Consider the following 18,288-nt stretch of genomic DNA (forward strand, 5'->3'; position numbering starts at 1 on the left):
ATATCTCACGACATCAAGAACTCTCACGACATCAAGAAGGAGCGTCGACGTGAACAGAAGGACGATGGGCAAGACGGTGCTGGGTCTGGCCGGTGCCGCGATCGCGCTGAGCGTGGGGCTGGGCGCGGGCATGGGCTCCGCCTTCGCGCAGGAGAAGCTGAAGGTCGGCTTCGTCTATGTCGGCCCGGTCAGCGACCATGGCTACAGCTATCAGCACGACCAGGGCCGTCTGGCCGTCGAGAAGGCGCTGGGCGACAAGGTCACCACCACCTTCGTCGAGAACGTGCCGGAAGGCGCCGACGCCGAGCGCGTGATCGAACAGCTGGCGGCCAGCGGCCACAAGCTGATCTTCACCACCTCCTTCGGCTTCATGAACCCGACGCTGAAGGTGGCCAAGCGCCATCCCGACGTGAAGTTCGAGCACGCCACCGGCTACAAGCGCGCCGAGAATGTCGCGACCTATTCCGGCCGCTTCTATGAGGGCCGCACGGTGGTGGGCGCCATCGCCGGCAAGATGACCAAGTCGAACATCATCGGCTACATCGGCTCCTACCCGATTCCCGAGGTGGTCGGCGGCATCAACGCCTTCACCATCGCGTTGCGCGAGCAGAACCCGAAGGCCGAGGTCCGCGTGGTCTGGGTCAACAGCTGGTACGATCCCGGCAAGGAAGCCGAGGCGGCCAAGGCGCTGATCGACCAGGGTGCCGACATCATCGTCCAGCACACCGACAGCCCGGCCCCGATCCAGACCGCGCAGGAGCGCGGCCTGTGGTCGGTCGGCCAGTCGTCGGACATGACCCGCTTCGGTCCGAAGTCGCACCTGACCGCGATCGTCGAGGATTGGAACGGCTACTATGTCGACCGCGTGAAGGCGGTTCTCGACGGCAGCTGGAAGCCGATCGACACCTGGGGCGGCATCAGCACCGGCATGGTCGAGCTGGCCCCCTACAACCCGGCGATCCCGGCCGACGTCGTGAAGATGGCCGACCAGATCAAGGCCGACATCGTGTCCGGCAAGCGCCACTCCTTCCAGGGCCCGGTCAAGGACCAGTCCGGCAAGGTCGTGATTCCGGAAGGCAAGACCGCCACCGACGAGCAGATCCTGAAGATGGACTGGTACGTCGAAGGCGTGCAGGGCAAGGTTCCGAAGTAAGCACCGCATGGTGCTGAGGACCGGGGGTGGAAACCTCCGGTCCTCAGCAACGCCTATCCTACAGATACTCGCCCAGCAGGCGCAGGAACGGCCGCGCTTCCTGCAGGACCAGGATGGTCTGGTGGAACAGGTCCTCGGGCGAGGCGTGGTGTTCCAGCCGGATTTCCGAGAACAGGATGATCTTCTGTCCGCCCTGCACGATGAAGCGGACATGCGGCAGCCCTTCGATCCCGCGCAGGACCGCCAGCAGGGCGCGGCGGCGCTCGGGAGCCTGAGCGGTGTAGGGCACGTGGCCGACATCCGCCCAGATCTGGCAGATCGAGCCGCCGCCGTCCTCCGGCCCTTCGTGCCGGACGGCGACGTTGAAGGGCAGCCCGTCGGCCATGAAGGTCAGCTTGCAGGGGCGGGGCGGTCTGGCGATGCCGAGAACGCCCTCGGGCGTCATCTCGATAGAGCCGGGATTGATGGGCAGGGCGCCGTCCGGCACTTCGGCCAGCGATTGAATGGTCTTCAGATCGGGAACGGACAAGGCGGCACGCTCGGCTTCAGGGGCAATGGAGACGACAGCATGGGCTCCGGCCGCTAAAATTCTGTAAAGGCTTGCAACGCACAGCTAGAATGGCTGTTCGCTGTGGTCTGAAAATACGAAGAAAGCAGGCGATGTCCGCCATCGATACCGTCGTCGTCCCCATCCACCGTGCCGGCTGGCCCTTCATCGCCGGTTTCGCGGTGGTCTCCCTGATCCTGGGTCTCGCCGTATGGGCGCCGCTCGGCTGGATCGGCCTGGTGCTCACCCTGTGGTGCGCCTACTTCTTCCGCGATCCCGACCGGGTCACGCCGACGCGGCCCGGCCTGCTGGTCAGCCCGGCAGACGGGCGCGTCACCATGATCGTCCAGGCGGTTCCGCCGAAGGAACTCGGCATGGGGGACAAGGCGCTGACCCGGATCAGCGTGTTCCTCAACGTCTTCAACGTCCACGTCAACCGCGTGCCGGCAGACGGCACCATCGTGGCCGCCGAATACCACAAGGGCACTTTCGTCAACGCCGCGCTGGACAAGGCGAGCGACGAGAACGAGCGGATGGCCTTCCGCCACCGCCTGCCGGACGGGCGCGAGATCGCCTATGTCCAGATCGCCGGTCTGGTGGCGCGCCGCATCCTGTGGTGGGTCAAGGCCGGGCAGCAGGTGAAGGCGGGCGAGCGCTTCGGCCTGATCCGATTCGGCAGCCGCACCGACATCTATCTGCCCGACGGCGTCGCCCCGCTGGTCTGCGTCGGCCAGACCGCCATCGGCGGCGAGACGATCCTGGCCGACCTGCACGGGACCGAAGCGCAGCGGCAGGGGGATGTGCGGCGATGAAACGACCGCCCGTCTTCCGCCAGCAGATCTTCCGCCCGCACCGGGCGCGCCGTCCCGGCCGGCCGCATCCGCGGCTGAAAGGGCTGTCGATCAACCACCTGTTGCCGAACGTTCTGACGGTGCTGGCGCTCTGCTCCGGCCTGACCGCGATCCGATTCGCCATGCAGGAGCGGTGGGAGCCGGCGGTCATCGCCATCGTCATCGCCGCCATCCTGGATGCGCTGGACGGCCGGATCGCCCGCCTGCTGAACGGGCAGAGCAAGTTCGGGGCGGAGCTGGACAGCCTGTCCGACGCCATCAGCTTCGGCGTCGCCCCCGCCTTCATGATGTATCTGTGGGGGCTGAACGGCGCGGGCAGCCTGGGCTGGATCGCCGCCATGGCCTATGCCGTGTGTTGCGCCTTGCGGCTGGCGCGCTTCAACTCGCGGCTCGGCGTGGTCGACCTGCCGCCCTGGGCCTACAACTACTTCACCGGCGTGCCGGCGCCGGCCGGGGCCGGCCTCGTCCTGCTGCCGATGATCCTGGGATTCGAGATCGGTCCGGAGTTGCCCGGCCATCCGGCCGTCATCGTGCCGTGGACCCTGCTGATCGGCGGGCTGATGGTCAGCATCCTGCCGACCTTCTCCTTCAAGGGTGCCCGGGTCCCGGCCCATTGGGTGGTGCCGGCTCTGGCCGGCGTCGGGCTGCTGGCGGCGATGATGGTCAGCCAGCCCTGGTGGACGCTTTCCATCGTCGGCATCGCCTATATGGTCAGCCTGCCATTCTCCATCGCCCAGTTCCGCAAGCTGCAACGGGCTGCGGAACTGATGCGCACGGAGATCGGCGAACCGCTGCCCGAGACGCAGGAAGCCGGATCGCAGGCTCCGGAAGCAGCGATACCCGAGGACGAGGCACGGAAGCCGGGCTGACCGGCTTCCCCTTTTCTTATTCCGCCGCGACCAATTCCGCGAAACGCTCGGCGGCAGCGACTTCGGCAGCCAGTTCGGTCACGGTGACGCGCGCCACCATCGGGATTTGCCCCAGGCAACGGCCGACATGGTCGGTTTCCGCCTGGGGCAGATCGCCGATTTCCATGGCGATGTCGAGCATGTCGCCGCTCAGCCGGCTGTGCAGGGCCAGCGGGACCAATCCACGCTTGGCGACATATTCCAGAACGCGGGGCAGGGTGCCGGGATCGGCGTCGGCGACCAGGGAGAAGAGGACCCGGCGGCCGGGTGAGATGGCGCGCGCGTCCGAAGCGGACACGGGGGCGGCATTCGAAGAATTGGCGTTCAGGGAATTGGTGTTCACGGTGCTGGACATGGCGTGATCGGGCCTTCAGACGGTTCTGCGGACTGGACGAGCGAAATCCCCGGCTCTCAAAGGAGAACCGGGCCGCTAATTCGCAGAATGCTGTCGATGCGATGCACGTTCATGGGATAGGAGCCTAAGCGGCCACGCGCCGTCCGTCAACAGGGGCGAACTCGCCGAAAGATCGGCAGTGTCGCGTTCGGGGAGCGCCGGTGGGGCGATATCCCCCCTTGGTGGTGGAGAACCGTCACGTTCGAGCCGGACAGGAACAAAGTCCAGAGGATCCCGTTGAGGTTCCGCTTGTCCGTCACAAATGCTCCATCATAAGGGAGAAGGCCATGCTCGGCACGATTCTGCTCATCATCCTCATTCTGATGCTTCTCGGCGCCGTTCCGGCCTGGCCGCACAGCCGCGGCTGGGGCTACGGTCCCAGCGGCATCCTCGGCGTGCTGCTGATCGTCCTGATCGTTCTGCTGCTGATGGGCCGGATCTGATCCGCAACCTGTCGGCCTGATGCTATCTGCCCGATGGGCGGCGGGGCCGGCGGAGCGCGAACATCAGCCATCCGACCGGCCCCAGCATCAGCACCATCACCAGCCACCCGGCGCGCGGTCCGAACGGGCAGCGCGATCCGGCCGGCGGCCGCCACCCGCCACCCCGGCGCGACAAGGCCACATGCAGCAGTGGCAGCCCGTATAAGGCGAACAGGATCAGCCAGGGGATCGCGGACCAGGGAATCATGGCGGTAAGATCGGCATTCATCCTCCGACGATAGCATCGATCTCCAAGATGTTGCGACCGATCGTCACGGCATAATGCGGATGCATGCAGCCTCGGTTGCGCTGCAAACAGGGCAACGAGGTTGAAGCCGGTGGGGACTTTCGGCTAGGGTCGTCGACGAGATCGTCCGAAGGGCCTAGCCATGGCACTGGAAATCGAGCGGCGCTTTCTCGTCCGCAAGGATGTCCGGCATCTCTGCCGGAATGGCGTCCGAATGGTCCAGGGATACCTGCCGTCCGACGGCGTCAGCACGGTCCGCGTCCGCATCGCGGAGGACCGGGCGACCCTGACCATCAAATCGCTGAAGCGCGGGGCTTGCCGGGACGAGGTGGAACACCCCCTGGATCTCGATTTCGCCCGTCAGCTTCTTCTTCACGGCTGCGAAGGCCGGGTGATCGAAAAGACCCGCTACCGCCATTGCCAGGACGGCCTGTGCTGGGAGATCGACGTCTTTGACGGCGAGAATTCCGGCCTCGTCATTGCGGAGGTCGAGTTGGAGACTCCGGACCAGACGGTGCCGCTGCCGGACTGGATCGGCGCGGAGGTCACCACGTTGCGTGCCTACGGCAACTCCGCCCTTTCCCGTGCGCCGATCCGGCGCTGGTCCGCCGCCGCCGCTTGAAGGGTCGCGTGTGGGCGCGACCCGAGCGGCGATGAGCCAGCGCAGAGGGGGGCAGGCAGGGGGTCAGGCCGTCCGCACCTTGTTCAGGAATCCCTGAACCTCGCCGCGCAGGCGGTCGGCCTGGGTCGCGAGGGTGCGGCTGGCGTCCAGAACCGCATCGGCGGCGCCGCCGGTCTTGGTGGCGGCGGTGGTCACCTCGGCGATGTTGCGCATCACCTGCTGGGTGCCTTCTGCCGCCTGCTGGACATTCTGGGCGATCTCGCGCGTGGCGCTGCCCTGCTGTTCCATTTCGAGCGCGATGTCCGTTACCGTGCCGCTGATCGCGGTCACCGCGTCGGAGATGGTGCGGATGGCCTCCACTGCGCTGGTGGTGGCGGTCTGCATCTCGGCGACCTGGGCGGAAATCTCCTCGGTCGCCTTGGCGGTCTGGCCGGCGAGGTTCTTAACCTCGGTCGCCACCACGGCAAAGCCCTTGCCTGCCTCGCCGGCGCGGGCCGCTTCGATGGTGGCGTTGAGCGCCAGGAGGTTGGTCTGCTCGGCGATCTCGCCGATCAGGCCGACCACCTGACCGATGCGCTCGGCAGCCATCGACAGACCCTCGACGATGCTGTTGGTCTGCACCGCCTTGTCTGCGGCCCCCGACGCGGTGGCGGAACTGGCATTCAGCTGGCGCGAGATTTCGGCGATGGAGGCCGACAGCTGTTCCGCCGCCGCGGCGACGGTCTGCACATTCGCGGTCGCCTGCTGCGAGGCGGTGGCGACGGCGGTGGATTTCGCGGTGGTCAGCGCCGCGTCCGACGACATCTCCTGCGCATCGCGGCCCAGCGAGCCGGCCGATTCGGTCAGCGAGGTCACCACGCCCGATACCGCCTGTTCGAAGCCGTTGGCGAATTCGTTCATCGTCCGGCGGCGGTCGGCGTCGATCTGGATGCGCATCTCCTCCCGCTCGCGCTCCATCCGCCGCATCTCCAGGGCGTTGTCCTTGAAGATGGTCATGGCGGCGGCCATGTTGCGCAGCTCGTCCTTGCGGTCGCCACCGGGAATGTCGACGCTCAGGTCGCCTTCGGCGAGCCGGCCCATGGCGCCGGTCATGGCGTGCAGCGGGTGGGTGATGGCGCGGTCGATGATCCAGGCCATCAGTGCGCCCAGCAGCAGCGCCACCGCCGCACCGATGGCGATCACCATGCCGGCGCTGGCGCGGCCGGCCTCGCGATCCTCGCGCTGCAGGGTGACCAGCCGTCCGACCTGACCGCTGACCGCGGCCGATGCCTTGGCCATCGCCACCGACGCATCGTGCTGCTTGGCGACGGCGGAGGACAGCGCAGTGAATTCCGACTCGAAAGCGCGGGCGGCCTCGGTGATGGCGGCGATCAGGGCCCGCCCTTCCCGATCGACCAGGACGGCACCGGCCTGTCCGGCAATCGCCAGGATCTCCTTCACAGCGGCGCCAGCCGCGACTTTGGCGTCCGCCGAGCCGGTCAGCAGGAAATCGCGCTGGGCCAGCATCGCCGATTGGGCGTCCTGCACCAGCCGCATCGCCAGACCGCGCAGCATGACCGCCTCGTTCACCTCGCTCTGGGCGTATTTCGAGGCTTCGGTCAGCGCCTCGGTCACCATGGCCTGGTTCTTCTGAAGCTCCATCGCGCGCTCCTGCACGCCGCGGGCCGCCTCGTCCAGCCCGGCGGCCACACCGACCTCGGTCAGCGCGGCGACGCCCTTGCCGTGCAGGGCGCGCACGGTGTCGTGGTAGGCACGGGCGTCGCCGGCGATCCGGGCGGCGGATTCCTCGTCATTGGTGCCGACGAGGTCCTTGGCGACGGTGTCGGTGATCTGCACCAGCTCGTCCAGCGCCGCAACGATGCGGTTGGCCAGGGCCTGATCGGCGTTGCGGCGCAGATCGCTCTGCTGGCGCCGGACCTCCAGCACCCGTTCGATGACGCGGTTCGCCCGCTCCGCCGTGTCCATGCTGTGGCGCAGCTCGGTGTCGGCGTCGCGCTTGCTGGCCATATTCAGGTCATAGCGCTCCGATTGCTGCGTGCCGATCTTCTCGGCGATCTCGCGCAGGGCGCGGGCGCGCATTTCCATGCTGGCGGTGCGCGCGTGCGCCTCACCGTCCTGGGCGACGAAATTGTTGAAGGCGGCGCGGTAGCCGTCGATGCCGGACAGCACCTCGTCCAGCAGCCGGCGTCCTTCGCCGTCGGTCAGGGCGGCGCGCGTCTGCTGCGCCTCGGCCTGGAGGGCGTCCAGCATGCCCGGAACGTTGGTCGCGGCCTTGGCGTCGCGTTCGGTGACAAAACGCGCCTCCTCCAGCCGCACCGACTTCAGCCTCGTGTCGAGGTCGGCGGTATGGGCTTCCAGACCGACCCGTTCGGCGTAGGTGCTCAGGCTGTTCCAGCCGACGAACGCCACGCCAACCGTCAGGAGCAGCACGGCGGCAAAGCCAAGCGCGATCCGCGTTCCGATCGTCATGGATTATGGACTCCCCGATGGCATCGCAAGTGGCGATGCTTCTCCCCGATCATTGGAGCGATTGAACCACAGGACGCTTTATGTCCGGTTTGATTCAAGTCAGGAATCCCACTTATTTCAGAAGCGGTCGGGCATCCAGCTGGGTGCGCCGCAAAATACGCGGTGCAAACGGTCGATCATCTTTTCTTCACCATGAAGCAAACCAGTTCTCCAAAGTGCGCGAGCGCTTGCGTGCCCCGTGAACAGACTGGCGAAAGCGGCGGTGCCGATCCGAGCCGGCGGGTCAAGGACTTGCGCTGTTTTCGAGATATTTCCAGCAGAACTGACAACCTCAAGGTGGTGGCGCCCGCAATTGCCGAAAATTAAGCCGTCATTTATCTCAAAAATAGCATACTCTCGTATGTCGGCGGGGTAACCCCTCGCCTCCAGGGCCTTGTCGATATCGAGGGGGCGGACCAGCCACTCCTCACGGCATTCCAGCGCCACGCCATCGCCGGCAAGCAGCGCCAGTGGGTCATCCGGACCGCCGCGCCATGTCACCCGGTCCACTTGAGCCCTGAAACCGGCCAGCATGGTCATGGCCGGTTTCAGCGACCTTGCGGAGGGCAGGCAGAGATCGGCGACGTCGAGGCGCCGATCCTGGGGCGGCGTCACCGCGATGTAGCCATCCTGGTTGCGGTAAAGCTCCGATGGCTCGCCCTCCGGGCAGAGGGCGAGAGTCCACAGCGCCTCGGTCCTTTCCGGCAGGCCGTTCTGCTCTTTCAGCAGGGGGTGGCGAAGCATTGCCAACGGCACGGCGTCAAGCGGATCCGCCGGCCGCAAGTCGCTTGCGGCAGCCCCGGACTGCGCGAAGGCCGACGGCGGTGCGCTCCAGCGGCAGGTGACGCCGCCGCGGCCAAAGCCGAGCCGATGGTAGAAGGGACGGGTTGCCGGGCAGAGCACCGCCAACGCAGCCCCGGCCTGCCGCCCCTCGATCAGCAGGGACTGCATCAGCGCACTGCCATGGCCGGCGCCGCGCAGGGCCGGGTCAACCGCCACCATGGCGATGGCCTGCACCGGAACCGGCCTGCCGCCGAACCACTGGTTCATCGTCCAAAAGGCGGCACAGGCGGCCAATGCGGTGCCGGTGGACCGTGGAACACGCAGGACGCGGATGCTGTCCATGCCGAACAGGCTGGCGTAGCGGTCGAACAGGTCACGCGACAGCCCGAAGCCGAGCCGCGCCAACCGGGCGACGGTGCTCAGCTCCTCCGGCTGGGCCGGCCCGTACTCATGATGGTGAGCGATGAGGGTGACGACCGGCCTCCACTCGTTCAGCGGCCGGCGGGGGCCGTGGCGCGGGCTTCGTGCAGCAAGGATGCGGATCCGGTCATCTGACAACGAAACTGCGTTGCTGGCAACAGGGTGAGCGGAGGACAGGAACGCGCGTAGAGGCAATGCCGCTCAGGCGTCCGGGCTCGTCGCGCCGCTCAATCTCGCTGCTGCCCACCCGGCCGCCTCGCGCACCACATCGCTGACGTCCTGTGCCAGGGCCTCGGCCACCGGTCTCAGGGACGGATCGCCGCTGTTGCCGATGGCGATCAGGACATTGCGGACGAAGCGGTCGCGGCCGATGCGCTTGATGGGGGAGCCGCTGAACACCTGCCGGAAGCCGGCATCGTCCAGTTGCGCCAGATCGGCCAGCCGCGGCGCGGTCAGTTCGGCCCGCGGCAGGAAGGCGGGTTCGCGGGTCGCGCGGGCGAACTTGTTCCAGGGGCAGGCGGCCAGACAATCGTCGCAGCCATAGATGCGGTTGCCCATCAGCGGCTTGAGGTCGTCGGGAATCGGCCCCTTGTGCTCGATGGTCAGGTAGCTGATGCAGCGCCGGGCGTCGATCTGGTAAGGCGCCGGGAAGGCGGCGGTCGGGCAGGCGACCTGACAGCGGTCGCAGGAGCCGCAGCGGTCACGGGCCGGCGGATCGGGCGGCAGGTCGAGCGTCGTGTAGATCTCGCCCAGGAACAGCCAGGAGCCATGGTCGCGCGACACCAGATTGGTGTGCTTGCCCTGCCAGCCCAGCCCGGCCTGCGCCGCCAGCGGCTTTTCCATCACCGGGGCGGTGTCGACGAACACCTTCACGCCGGCCTTGGTCTGGTGCGCCAGCCATTGCGCCAGCGTCTTCAACCGGCCCTTGATCAGGTCGTGGTAATCGCGGTTGCGGGCATAGACCGAGACGATGCCGCGGTCGGGATGCTCGGCCAGACGGCGCGGGTCGTCGTGCGGGGCGTAGCTGGTGCCCAGCGCGATGACGGTGCGCGCCTCGTCCCACAGCGACTGCGGATGGCTGCGCTGGTCGCTGCGCTCGGCCATCCAGCCCATGTCACCGTGCCGGCCCTCGGCAACGAACTGGGCAAGACGCTCGCGCGCCTCCGGCCCCAGTGCCGCCGGGGCGAAGCCCACCGCGTCGAACCCCGCCGCCAGCGCGCGGTCGCGGATGGCGTCCCGCAGCCGCGCCGGGCCGGCGGAAGACAGTGGCGCGGGCTTAGCCGCGGCCACGGTAGGTCGGCACGTCCTGCGACGGGATCCAGACGCCCTTCGGCGGCTCGCCAGTTTGGAAGAACACGTCGATGGGAATGCCGCCGCGCGGATACCAGTAGCCGCCGATGCGCAGCCAGACCGGCGACAGTTCGTCCACCAGCCGCTTGCCGATGCCGACCGTGCAGGCCTCGTGGAAGGCGCCATGGTTGCGGAAGCTGGTCAGGAACAGCTTCAGCGACTTCGATTCGACCAGCCAGTCGCCGGGCACATAGTCGATGACAAGATGGGCGAAGTCCGGCTGGCCGGTGATCGGGCAGAGCGAAGTGAACTCGGGTGCGGTGAAGCGCACGCAATAGGGCGTGCCCGGGTTCGGGTTCGGCACCCGCTCCAGCACCGCCTCTTCCGGCGTCCTGGGCTGGATTGTGGAGCCGCCGAGCTGGGTCAGGCCGGCATAGATGTTCTCACTCATCGGTCTTTTCCTCCGCCACCCGCTCGGCTTCCGGCGGGGCGCTGTCCTTGTCCGCCTTCGGCGGAGCACTGTCTTCCCCCGCCTTCGGCGGAGCACTGTCTTTACCCGCCTTCGGCGGGCGGCCCTGCTTCGGCGGCTTGCCGGGCTTGGCGATGGGGTCCACGGTCGCCTCGATGTCGCCCTCGTTCATGCGGGCTTCCATGGCGCCGGCGACCTCCTCGAAAGTGCCGTCCGCAATGGCCTGCCGCATCGTCCGCATCACGTCCTGGTAGTAATGCAGGTTGTGCCAGGTCAGCAGCATCGGCCCCAGCATCTCGTCCGCCTTGAACAGATGATGCAGATAGCCCCGGCTGTAGCTTCGGCAAGTCGGGCAGCCGCACTCGGCATCGAGCGGCCGCTCGTCATGGGCATGGCGGGCGTTGCGGATGTTGATGGTGCCGCGCCGGACGAAGGCCTGTCCGGTGCGGCCCGAGCGGGTCGGCATCACGCAGTCGAACATGTCGACGCCGCGCCGCACCGCGCCGATCAGGTCGCTCGGCCGGCCGACACCCATCAGGTAGCGCGGGCGGTCCTTGACCATCAGCGGCTCGGTGAAGTCGAGCACGCGGAACATCGTCTCCTGGCCTTCGCCGACCGCCAGCCCGCCGATGGCGTAGCCGTCGAAGCCGATGTCGGTCAGGGCGGCGACGCTCTCCGCCCGCTGCTCCGGATAGACGCTGCCCTGGACGATGCCGAACAGGCCGTAGCCGGGCCGCTCGACGAAGGCATCCTTGCTGCGCCGCGCCCAGCGCATCGACAGGCGCATGGAGGCCTCCGCCTGCGCTTCCGTCGCCGGGAAGGGCGTGCATTCGTCCAGGCACATGGTGATGTTGCTGTCCAGCATATGCTGGATCTGGATCGAGCGCTCCGGCGTCAGGTGGTGGCGGCTGCCGTCCAGATGCGATTTGAAGGTGACGCCTTCCTCCGACATGGTGCGCAGGTCGGACAGGCTCATCACCTGGAAGCCGCCGCTGTCGGTCAGGATCGGCTTGTCCCAGTTCATGAAGCGGTGCAGGCCGCCCAACTGGGCCACCCGCTCCGCCGTCGGGCGCAGCATCAGGTGATAAGTGTTGCCCAGCAGGATTTCCGCACCCGTCGAGGCCACCGCGTCGGTGGTCATCGCCTTCACCGTCGCCGCGGTGCCGACCGGCATGAAGGCCGGCGTCTCGATGGTGCCGTGGGCGGTGGTCAGGCGGCCGCGCCGCGCCCGCCCGTCGGTCGCCAGAAAGTCAAAGCCGATGCCGGTCATGTTGGGTCCGTCCTGTGCAGCAGCGAGGCGTCGCCGTAGCTGAAGAAGCGATAGTCGGTGTCGATGGCGTGCCGATAGGCCGCGCGCATGCGGTCATAGCCGGCGAAGGCGCAGACCAGCATGAACAGGGTCGATTTCGGCAGGTGGAAGTTGGTCCACAAGAGATCGACGATGCGGAAGCGGTAGCCGGGGGTGATGAAGATGTCGGTATCGCCGCTGAACGGGACCAGCGTCCCGTCCGGCCGGCCCGCCGTCTCCAGGATGCGCAGAGCCGTGGTGCCGACCGAGACGATCCGGCCGCCGGCCTTGCGCGTCTCGTTCACCGCAGCGGCGGTCTCGGCTGAGATCTCGCCCCACTCGCTGTGCATCTTGTGGTCGGCGATGTCGTCGACCTTCACCGGCAGGAAGGTGCCGGCCCCGACATGCAGCGTCACCGGTGCCCGCCGCACGCCGCGCTCGTCCAGCGCCGCAAGCAGCTCGGGCGTGAAGTGCAGCCCGGCGGTTGGGGCGGCGACGGCGCCCTCGCGAGCGGCGAAGACGGTCTGGTAATCGGCGTTGTCGCCCTCGTCGGCCTTGCGGCGGATATAGGGCGGCAGCGGCATCCGGCCATGGCGGTGCAGCGCCTCCATGAGCTCCGCCCCGCCGGCGGAGAAGCGCAGCCGCACCTCCATGCCGTCCTTGGCGATCACCTCGGCGCTGAAGTCATCGGCGATGACGATGGTGTCGCCGGGCTTCAGCCGCTTGCCGGGCTTGGAGAAGGTCGCCCATTCCCGCTCGCCCAGCCGCTTGTGCAGCGTGATCTCCACCGCGACCTCGCCGCGCCGGCCGTCGAGCCGGGCCGGAATGACGCGGGTGTCGTTGACGACCATCAGGTCGCCCGGCTGCACCAGCGTCGGCAGGTCCCGCACGATGAAGTCGCGCAAGGTGGAACCCACCTCCAGCAGGCGGGCGGCGTCACGCGGCCGGACGGGATGCTCGGCGATCCGGTCGGGCGGCAGGTCGAAGTCGAAATCGGCGGTCTTCATGGGAGGCGCAAGCTATAGACCGAACCGGCCCCCGTTGTGAAGGGACAGGAACGGGACACAGTCCTGCCGGACCGGTCCTGTCCCGATCCGCAGTCTTCTCAAGCCGCGCGCAGCTGCGACAGGAACTCGGCAAGCTGGCGTTCCATCGCCACCGCCTCCTGCGACAGGGTGGTGGAGGCGTTCAGCACATTCTTGGCGGCGGTGCCGGTTTCCCCCGCGGCAGCCGACACGCCGGTGATGTTGTGGTTCACGTCGCGGGTGCCGGTGGAGGCCTGCTGTGCGTTGCGGGCGATCTCCCCGGTGGCGGCGGCCTGCTGCGACACCGCTCCGGCAATGCCGGTGGCGATCTCGTTCATCGATTCGATGACACGCGTGATGCCCTGGATGTCGGAGACGGCCTCGCCGGTGGCGGCCTGGATGGCGGTGATCTGGGCGGAAATCTCCTCCGTCGCCTTGGCGGTCTGGTTGGCGAGATTCTTCACCTCGCTCGCCACCACGGCGAATCCCTTGCCGGCCTCTCCCGCCCGCGCGGCTTCGATGGTGGCATTCAGCGCCAGCAGGTTGGTCTGCGAGGCGATGGAGTTGATCAGCTGGACCACGTCGCCGACTTGCCGGGCCGCGGCGGCCAAGCCATCGACCTTGGCGTTGGCATGCCGTGCGCGTTCCACCGCCTCCTCGGCGATGCCCGTCGATTGCGAGACCTGGCGACCGATCTCCCCGACCGATGCCGACAGTTCCTCCGCCGCGGCGGCGACCGTCTCGACGCTGGCGGAGGTCTGCTGGGTTGCTGCGGCGACCGCTTCCGACCGGAGATTGGTCTGGTCCGCCGTGTCGGTCATCATCTTCGCCGCCTGGTGCAGCACCCGCGCCTCATCGGCGACCGTGCGCAGGATGCCGCCAATTCTCTGCTCCAGCCGGTCGGCCAGCTGCCGCATTGCCTGGATGCGCTCTTCCTCGACCCGCAGGCCGGCGTTGCGCTGCTCCTCCTCCAGCCGGCGTTTTTCGATGGCATTGCCTTTGAAGACGACGAGCGCCGATGCCATGGCTCCGATTTCGTCCGTGCGACCTTCAGCCGGCACGATCACGGCGGTATCGCCATCGGCCAGACGATGCATCGCGTCGGTCATGGAGGACAGCGGCCGGGTGACGCCGCGCGTCATCATGATGGCGGTGCTCAGACAGGCGACCAGCCCGATCAGGCCGCCGGCAATCACCACCAGCTTCAGCGAATCGACATCGGCCCGCACAGTGTCGATCGACCGGTTCAGCTTGGCGATCTCCGCGGCGGTGGCCGTATCGGTCTTGCTGACCAGCGCTTCCAGGCTGTCGGTGATGGCTTCCGCCGTCTTGTCGAACTCGCCCATCAGACGGTTGCCGGCGGCCGGGCCGTCGGCGATGAACGCCTCGGCCATCCGCTTGCCGGTGTCGTAATAAGGGGCGAATGCACCTGCCGTCTCGCGCAGCGCCTCCTGAATGTCGGTCAGGCCGAGCGTGGAGGCGAGTGCCGCGGCACGCGCGATCTCGGCCCTGAACCCTTCGGCATGCTCGGCCGCCTTGGCCGGACCGTCATCCAGCCCGTCGAGCCCGCGGGTGGCGGACACATCGGTCAGCCATTGCTGAACCTGAATGACGTGGATCTGGATTTCCTTGATTGACTTGACCAGTTCCAGACCGTTTTCGGTCACGCGGTCGGACGAGCTTTCCATGGTGTTGAGCGAGTCGTGCTCCTCGCTTACCGTCATCCAGGTCGCCGCCATCGAGAACAGCAGGGTGGCCGCAATCAGGGCCATTGCGATCGACAGTCTGCGCTTGATGGACATTCCCATGTTTCCCTCGCTCAAATCCGCTGATTCGGATCAGGCCGGACGAAGCGGAGGGTCGACGGACCCGCTGTCAGGCATCCTGTTTTTGAATAAGTGATCAATAACGATGCTGTCGAGCGGTTCCGTTCGCGTTCAAACAAAAAGCCATAAAAATCCGGGCTGGGTTCAGAAAGATTTCCCGATGATTTGGTCTTTATATTGATTGGTCGGTCATTGAGCGAGCGGCCGGGAGCGATTGCGATTTATTCTCAGTCCGCTGGGGGCAATCCTTGGGCCGTCAGCCCTTCCGCCTGCCGCGCCGCCAGCGCATTCACGTCGAAGTCGCGGATCAGCCCCTGGAACATCTGGTACCAGTTCAGCTCCGCCTTCAGATGCAGGAAGACCGAGCCCAGCCCAACCGCGGCGCGGTCCATGAAGACGAACTCCCGCGGGATTTCCACGCCGCCGACGCGGCGCAGTTCGGCATGGACCTTGCCCGCCGTCTCGCGGCCGTAATGGCCGCCGTTGGTCTCCTCGATCTTGCGCTGGCGGTCCTCCATGATCGGGGCATAGACGAAGCGCGCCCAGATGTTCAGCACGTCGACCAGCTCGTTCGACGGGTTGACGAAGCCCCAGGTGCGGTAGGCCTCCACCGCCTGCTCGCGGTTGTCGGTGCGCAGCGCGTTGTAGAGGTCGATCACGCCCTTGACGAAGCTGGGCTTGAAGACGCGGATGCAGCCGAAATCGAGCAGGTTGATCGAGCGGTCGGGCCGGACCGTGTAGTTGCCCAGATGCGGGTCGCCGTGGATGACGCCGTAATTGTAGAAGGGCACGTACCAGGCCCGGAACATGTTCATCGCCAGCTCGTCGCGCGCCTCGGGATGTTCGGCGACGAAGTCCAGGATCTTGCGGCCATGCACCCATCCCATGGTCAGCAGCCGCTTGCTCGACAGCTCCGGCACCACGTCCGGCACATGGACGCCGGGCGTGCCGGCCAGAATGGACTGGTAAAGGCGGGTGTGTTTCGCCTCGCGCTCGTAATCCAGCTCCTCGCGCAGGCGGGCGCCGATCTCCTTCTGGATCTGGCGGGTGGAGATGGCGCTGTCGGTGCGCTCGAAGATCGCGAAGATCAGGCCGAGCTGCCGCAGGTCCGCCTCGACGGCCGAGGCCATGTCGGGATATTGCAGCTTGCAGGCAAGCTCCCGCCCGTCCGGCCCGATGGCCTTATGGACCTGACCAAGCGAGGCGGCGGCGGCGGCGGTGTGCTCGAAGCTCTGGAATCGCGATTGCCAGCTGGGGCCAAGCTCGCTCGCCATCCGCCGCTTGACGAAGGGCCAGCCCATCGACGGTGCGTCGGCCTGCAACTGCGCCAGTTCCTGGGTGTATTCCTTCGGCAGGGCATCGGGGATGGTCGAGAGGATCTGCGCCACCTTCATCAGCGGCCCTTTCAGCCCGCCGAGTGCGGCCCGCAGTTCCGCCGCGTGGCGCTCCCGCTCCACGCGGATTCCCAGCACGCGCTCACCCGCCAACCGCGCGGCCAGCCCGCCAACGGCGGTGCCGACCCGCGCATACCGCGCGACCCGTCCGCCCCATGTGTTCTCATCGTGTTCCGGCATGCCCACAAGGTGGGTTCGCCTCCGGCAAAAGGCCAGCCCCGCCCGTTCGGAGACCGCCGATGGACTGCCTCCGAAAGGTGCTGCGGCGCAGCATGCGATTTTCTTGACAGCTCTGTGAAAGGAGCGCAGGCTTCGTCTTACAGTAATCAACACCGAGGTGAAGTGAGCGAACATCGGAAACGCCTTACCGCCCAAGCGGTTAGCTTGAGCGGAACAGTAGAGACCGATACCAGGGAGGGTGAGTAAGATCATGACTCCACCGGCGCTTACCTGATTATGCCGATCTGTTCGGCCGATATGACTGAGGTTTCAGTTCCGAATTCTTTCGCCTGATTGGCGACTTCATCCGGGCCGTAGATGCCCGCTGCGAAAGCCCTCGCTTCACATCGGAGCGAGGGCTTTTGTTTTGCCCGGAGCGTTACCCTTATCCCCAGCCTGGAAAGGACAAAGCCTCCGGCAATACGTTTCAAACGATACTGTTTGCATATGAAATCAAATCCCGCTATCCACGGAACCGAACGGTGCGGCAGGACGCCGCAGGTCGGCGTGCGCACCCGTCACACGAAAAGAGGATGGGGAGGATCGCATGGGTCGGTTGCTGAAGCCTTTCGCGCTGGCGGCGCTGCTCGCGACGGCGGCGTTGTCCGCTGCCGCAGTGTCGGCTCAAGCCCAGACCGCCAAGCCGGTGCGAATCGGCGTGCTGGCGGACGAGGCTGGGTTCGCGTCCGACATCGGCGGCAAGGGCGCCGTGCTCGCCACCCGCATGGCGGTGGAGGATTTCGGCGGCACTGTGCTCGGCCGGCCGGTCGAGGTGCTGTCGGCTGACATGCAGAACAAGCCGGACGTGGCCTCCAACATCGTCCGCAGCTGGTTCGACATCGACGGTGTCGACATGGTGACCGACATTCCGGTCTCCTCGGTCGCGCTGGCGGTGCAGGCGGTCGCGCGCGAGAAGAAGAAGGTGCTGATGATCAGCGCCGCGACGACGACCGAGCTGACCAACTCCCAATGCTCGCCCTACAGCATCCATTGGGCCGACGACACCGCGTCGCTGGCGGTCGGCACCACCAAGGCGGTCGTGCAGTCGGGCGGCACCAGCTGGTACTTCATCACCGCCGACTTCGCTTTCGGCACGGCGATGGAGAAGGCGGCGACCGACGCGATCAAACAGGCCGGCGGCACCGTGGTCGGCGGCGTGCGCCACCCGATGGGCACCAGCGATTTCGGATCCTACCTGCTGAGCGCCCAGGGCAGCGGCGCCAAGGTGGTGGCGCTCGCCAATGTGGGGGCGGAAACCATCGGCACCATCAAGCAGGCCGGTGAGTTCGGCCTGACCGAGTCCGGCCAGCGGCTGGTCGGCTATATCGTCTTCATCACCGACATCCACTCGCTCGGTCTCGACCTCGCCAAGGGTCTCTATGTCACCAGCGGCTTCTATTGGGACCGCAACGACCGGACCCGGGCATGGTCCAAGCGCTTCTTCGAGCGCCACGGCAAGATGCCGACCAAGGAGCAGGCCAACACCTATCTCGCCACCCTGCACTGGCTGAAGGGTGTGAAGGCGGCGGGCACCACCGAGTCCGAGGCGGTCACCGCCGCGATGAAGGCGATGCCGACCGATTATTTCGGCACCCCCGGCAGCATCCGCAAGGACGGCCGCGTGCTGTACGATCTTGATCTGTACCAGGTGAAGAGCCCGGCGGAGAGCAAGGCGCCCTGGGACTATTACAAGCAGGTCCGCAGCATTCCGGCGGCGGAAGCCTTCCTCCCGATCGAAACCAGCAGCTGTCCCTTCGTGAAAGCCCAGTGACTGGCGCAGAGGTGACCTGCGGGTCGCCGCCGGCGGAATCCGAGTCGAGAGGGGTTCCCGCCGGACTGCGATCCGGGTTACACTCCGCTCT

General features: G+C 66.9%; 16 protein-coding genes. 6 read left to right on the forward strand and 10 right to left on the reverse strand.

Translation table 11 applies throughout. The annotated features are described in order from the left end of the window. The first annotated feature begins 64 nt into the window (after positions 1 to 64). Positions 65 to 1,153 (forward strand): BMP family ABC transporter substrate-binding protein, encoded by a 1,089-nt coding sequence (locus CRT60_RS25845; RefSeq protein ID WP_098739394.1) that lies wholly within the window; start codon positions 65 to 67, stop codon positions 1,151 to 1,153. A gap of 58 nt (positions 1,154 to 1,211) precedes the next feature. Here the strand turns inward: CRT60_RS25845 and CRT60_RS25850 are convergent, their stop codons facing one another. Beyond that, positions 1,212 to 1,682, reverse strand: coding sequence for a hypothetical protein (locus CRT60_RS25850; protein ID WP_098739395.1), 471 nt, complete (start codon positions 1,680 to 1,682; stop codon positions 1,212 to 1,214). 131 nt (positions 1,683 to 1,813) lie between these two features. Here CRT60_RS25850 and CRT60_RS25855 point away from each other — a divergent pair, with 131 nt between their 5' ends. Both CRT60_RS25855 and CRT60_RS25860 read left to right on the forward strand, forming a co-directional pair. Continuing rightward, entirely contained in the window at positions 1,814 to 2,512 is a 699-nt protein-coding gene (locus tag CRT60_RS25855) for a phosphatidylserine decarboxylase (RefSeq protein ID WP_244592759.1), read from the forward strand. Next, positions 2,509 to 3,420: a CDP-alcohol phosphatidyltransferase family protein gene (locus CRT60_RS25860; protein WP_098739397.1), complete on the forward strand. Its 912-nt coding sequence runs from the start codon at positions 2,509 to 2,511 to the stop codon at positions 3,418 to 3,420. Before CRT60_RS25855 ends, CRT60_RS25860 begins: the two co-directional genes overlap by 4 nt. Before the next feature lie 16 nt (positions 3,421 to 3,436). On the opposite strand, the gene CRT60_RS25865 is transcribed toward CRT60_RS25860, so the two are convergent. Next, the gene (locus CRT60_RS25865) at positions 3,437 to 3,814 is read right to left on the reverse strand and encodes a hypothetical protein (RefSeq protein WP_098739398.1); all 378 of its coding nucleotides are present in this window, start codon (positions 3,812 to 3,814) and stop codon (positions 3,437 to 3,439) included. A gap of 326 nt (positions 3,815 to 4,140) precedes the next feature. On the opposite strand from CRT60_RS25865, the gene CRT60_RS25870 reads away from it, so the two are divergent. Further along, entirely contained in the window at positions 4,141 to 4,296 is a 156-nt protein-coding gene (locus CRT60_RS25870) for a DUF3309 family protein (RefSeq protein WP_042694949.1), read from the forward strand. A 428-nt stretch (positions 4,297 to 4,724) separates the two neighbouring features. Continuing rightward, complete coding sequence (locus tag CRT60_RS25880; protein ID WP_098739400.1) at positions 4,725 to 5,204, forward strand: CYTH domain-containing protein; 480 nt, start codon at positions 4,725 to 4,727, stop codon at positions 5,202 to 5,204. A gap of 63 nt (positions 5,205 to 5,267) precedes the next feature. On the opposite strand, the gene CRT60_RS25885 is transcribed toward CRT60_RS25880, so the two are convergent. The 8 genes from CRT60_RS25885 to CRT60_RS25920 all read right to left on the reverse strand — a co-directional run bounded on the left by CRT60_RS25885 (position 5,268) and on the right by CRT60_RS25920 (position 16,387). Continuing rightward, positions 5,268 to 7,673: a methyl-accepting chemotaxis protein gene (locus CRT60_RS25885; RefSeq protein ID WP_098739401.1), complete on the reverse strand. Its 2,406-nt coding sequence runs from the start codon at positions 7,671 to 7,673 to the stop codon at positions 5,268 to 5,270. A gap of 117 nt (positions 7,674 to 7,790) precedes the next feature. Next, positions 7,791 to 9,053, reverse strand: coding sequence for a GNAT family N-acetyltransferase (locus CRT60_RS25890; protein WP_244592760.1), 1,263 nt, complete (start codon positions 9,051 to 9,053; stop codon positions 7,791 to 7,793). 63 nt (positions 9,054 to 9,116) lie between these two features. After that, positions 9,117 to 10,205 carry a tRNA epoxyqueuosine(34) reductase QueG gene (gene queG / locus CRT60_RS25895; RefSeq protein ID WP_098739402.1) on the reverse strand — a complete coding sequence of 363 codons (1,089 nt, stop codon included), beginning with the start codon at positions 10,203 to 10,205 and terminating at the stop codon, positions 9,117 to 9,119. Beyond that, positions 10,192 to 10,656 (reverse strand): preQ(1) synthase, encoded by a 465-nt coding sequence (queF, locus tag CRT60_RS25900; RefSeq protein WP_098739403.1) that lies wholly within the window; start codon positions 10,654 to 10,656, stop codon positions 10,192 to 10,194. The genes queG and queF overlap by 14 nt, the downstream gene beginning before the upstream one ends. Next, complete coding sequence (gene tgt / locus CRT60_RS25905; protein WP_098739404.1) at positions 10,649 to 11,944, reverse strand: tRNA guanosine(34) transglycosylase Tgt; 1,296 nt, start codon at positions 11,942 to 11,944, stop codon at positions 10,649 to 10,651. The genes queF and tgt overlap by 8 nt, the downstream gene beginning before the upstream one ends. After that, positions 11,941 to 12,969, reverse strand: coding sequence for a tRNA preQ1(34) S-adenosylmethionine ribosyltransferase-isomerase QueA (gene queA / locus CRT60_RS25910; RefSeq protein WP_098739405.1), 1,029 nt, complete (start codon positions 12,967 to 12,969; stop codon positions 11,941 to 11,943). Before queA ends, tgt begins: the two co-directional genes overlap by 4 nt. Before the next feature lie 98 nt (positions 12,970 to 13,067). Beyond that, positions 13,068 to 14,789 carry a methyl-accepting chemotaxis protein gene (locus CRT60_RS25915; protein ID WP_161958123.1) on the reverse strand — a complete coding sequence of 574 codons (1,722 nt, stop codon included), beginning with the start codon at positions 14,787 to 14,789 and terminating at the stop codon, positions 13,068 to 13,070. Positions 14,790 to 15,040: 251 nt separating this feature from the next. Further along, positions 15,041 to 16,387 (reverse strand): ABC1 kinase family protein, encoded by a 1,347-nt coding sequence (locus tag CRT60_RS25920; RefSeq protein ID WP_098739407.1) that lies wholly within the window; start codon positions 16,385 to 16,387, stop codon positions 15,041 to 15,043. Positions 16,388 to 16,973: 586 nt separating this feature from the next. On the opposite strand from CRT60_RS25920, the gene CRT60_RS25925 reads away from it, so the two are divergent. Beyond that, positions 16,974 to 18,197, forward strand: coding sequence for an ABC transporter substrate-binding protein (locus CRT60_RS25925; protein WP_098739408.1), 1,224 nt, complete (start codon positions 16,974 to 16,976; stop codon positions 18,195 to 18,197). Positions 18,198 to 18,288 lie beyond the last annotated feature (91 nt).

The sequence above is a fragment of the Azospirillum palustre genome (genome assembly GCF_002573965.1).
GTDB classification, from domain to species: Bacteria; Pseudomonadota; Alphaproteobacteria; order Azospirillales; family Azospirillaceae; genus Azospirillum; species Azospirillum palustre.

Excerpts from the sequence above, each read along its gene's own strand:
- CRT60_RS25880 (WP_098739400.1), top strand. The coding sequence starts at position 4,725 with ATGGCACTGGAAATCGAGCGGCGCTTTCTCGTCCGCAAGGATGTCCGG.
- CRT60_RS25845 (WP_098739394.1), top strand. The coding sequence starts at position 65 with ATGGGCAAGACGGTGCTGGGTCTGGCCGGTGCCGCGATCGCGCTGAGC.
- CRT60_RS25885 (WP_098739401.1), bottom strand. The coding sequence starts at position 7,673 with ATGACGATCGGAACGCGGATCGCGCTTGGCTTTGCCGCCGTGCTGCTC.
- CRT60_RS25860 (WP_098739397.1), top strand. The coding sequence starts at position 2,509 with ATGAAACGACCGCCCGTCTTCCGCCAGCAGATCTTCCGCCCGCACCGG.
- CRT60_RS25855 (WP_244592759.1), top strand. The coding sequence starts at position 1,814 with ATGTCCGCCATCGATACCGTCGTCGTCCCCATCCACCGTGCCGGCTGG.
- CRT60_RS25865 (WP_098739398.1), bottom strand. The coding sequence starts at position 3,814 with ATGTCCAGCACCGTGAACACCAATTCCCTGAACGCCAATTCTTCGAAT.
- queA (WP_098739405.1), bottom strand. The coding sequence starts at position 12,969 with ATGAAGACCGCCGATTTCGACTTCGACCTGCCGCCCGACCGGATCGCC.
- queF (WP_098739403.1), bottom strand. The coding sequence starts at position 10,656 with ATGAGTGAGAACATCTATGCCGGCCTGACCCAGCTCGGCGGCTCCACA.
- CRT60_RS25870 (WP_042694949.1), top strand. The coding sequence starts at position 4,141 with ATGCTCGGCACGATTCTGCTCATCATCCTCATTCTGATGCTTCTCGGC.
- CRT60_RS25915 (WP_161958123.1), bottom strand. The coding sequence starts at position 14,789 with ATGTCCATCAAGCGCAGACTGTCGATCGCAATGGCCCTGATTGCGGCC.
- tgt (WP_098739404.1), bottom strand. The coding sequence starts at position 11,944 with ATGACCGGCATCGGCTTTGACTTTCTGGCGACCGACGGGCGGGCGCGG.
- CRT60_RS25925 (WP_098739408.1), top strand. The coding sequence starts at position 16,974 with ATGGGTCGGTTGCTGAAGCCTTTCGCGCTGGCGGCGCTGCTCGCGACG.
- CRT60_RS25920 (WP_098739407.1), bottom strand. The coding sequence starts at position 16,387 with ATGCCGGAACACGATGAGAACACATGGGGCGGACGGGTCGCGCGGTAT.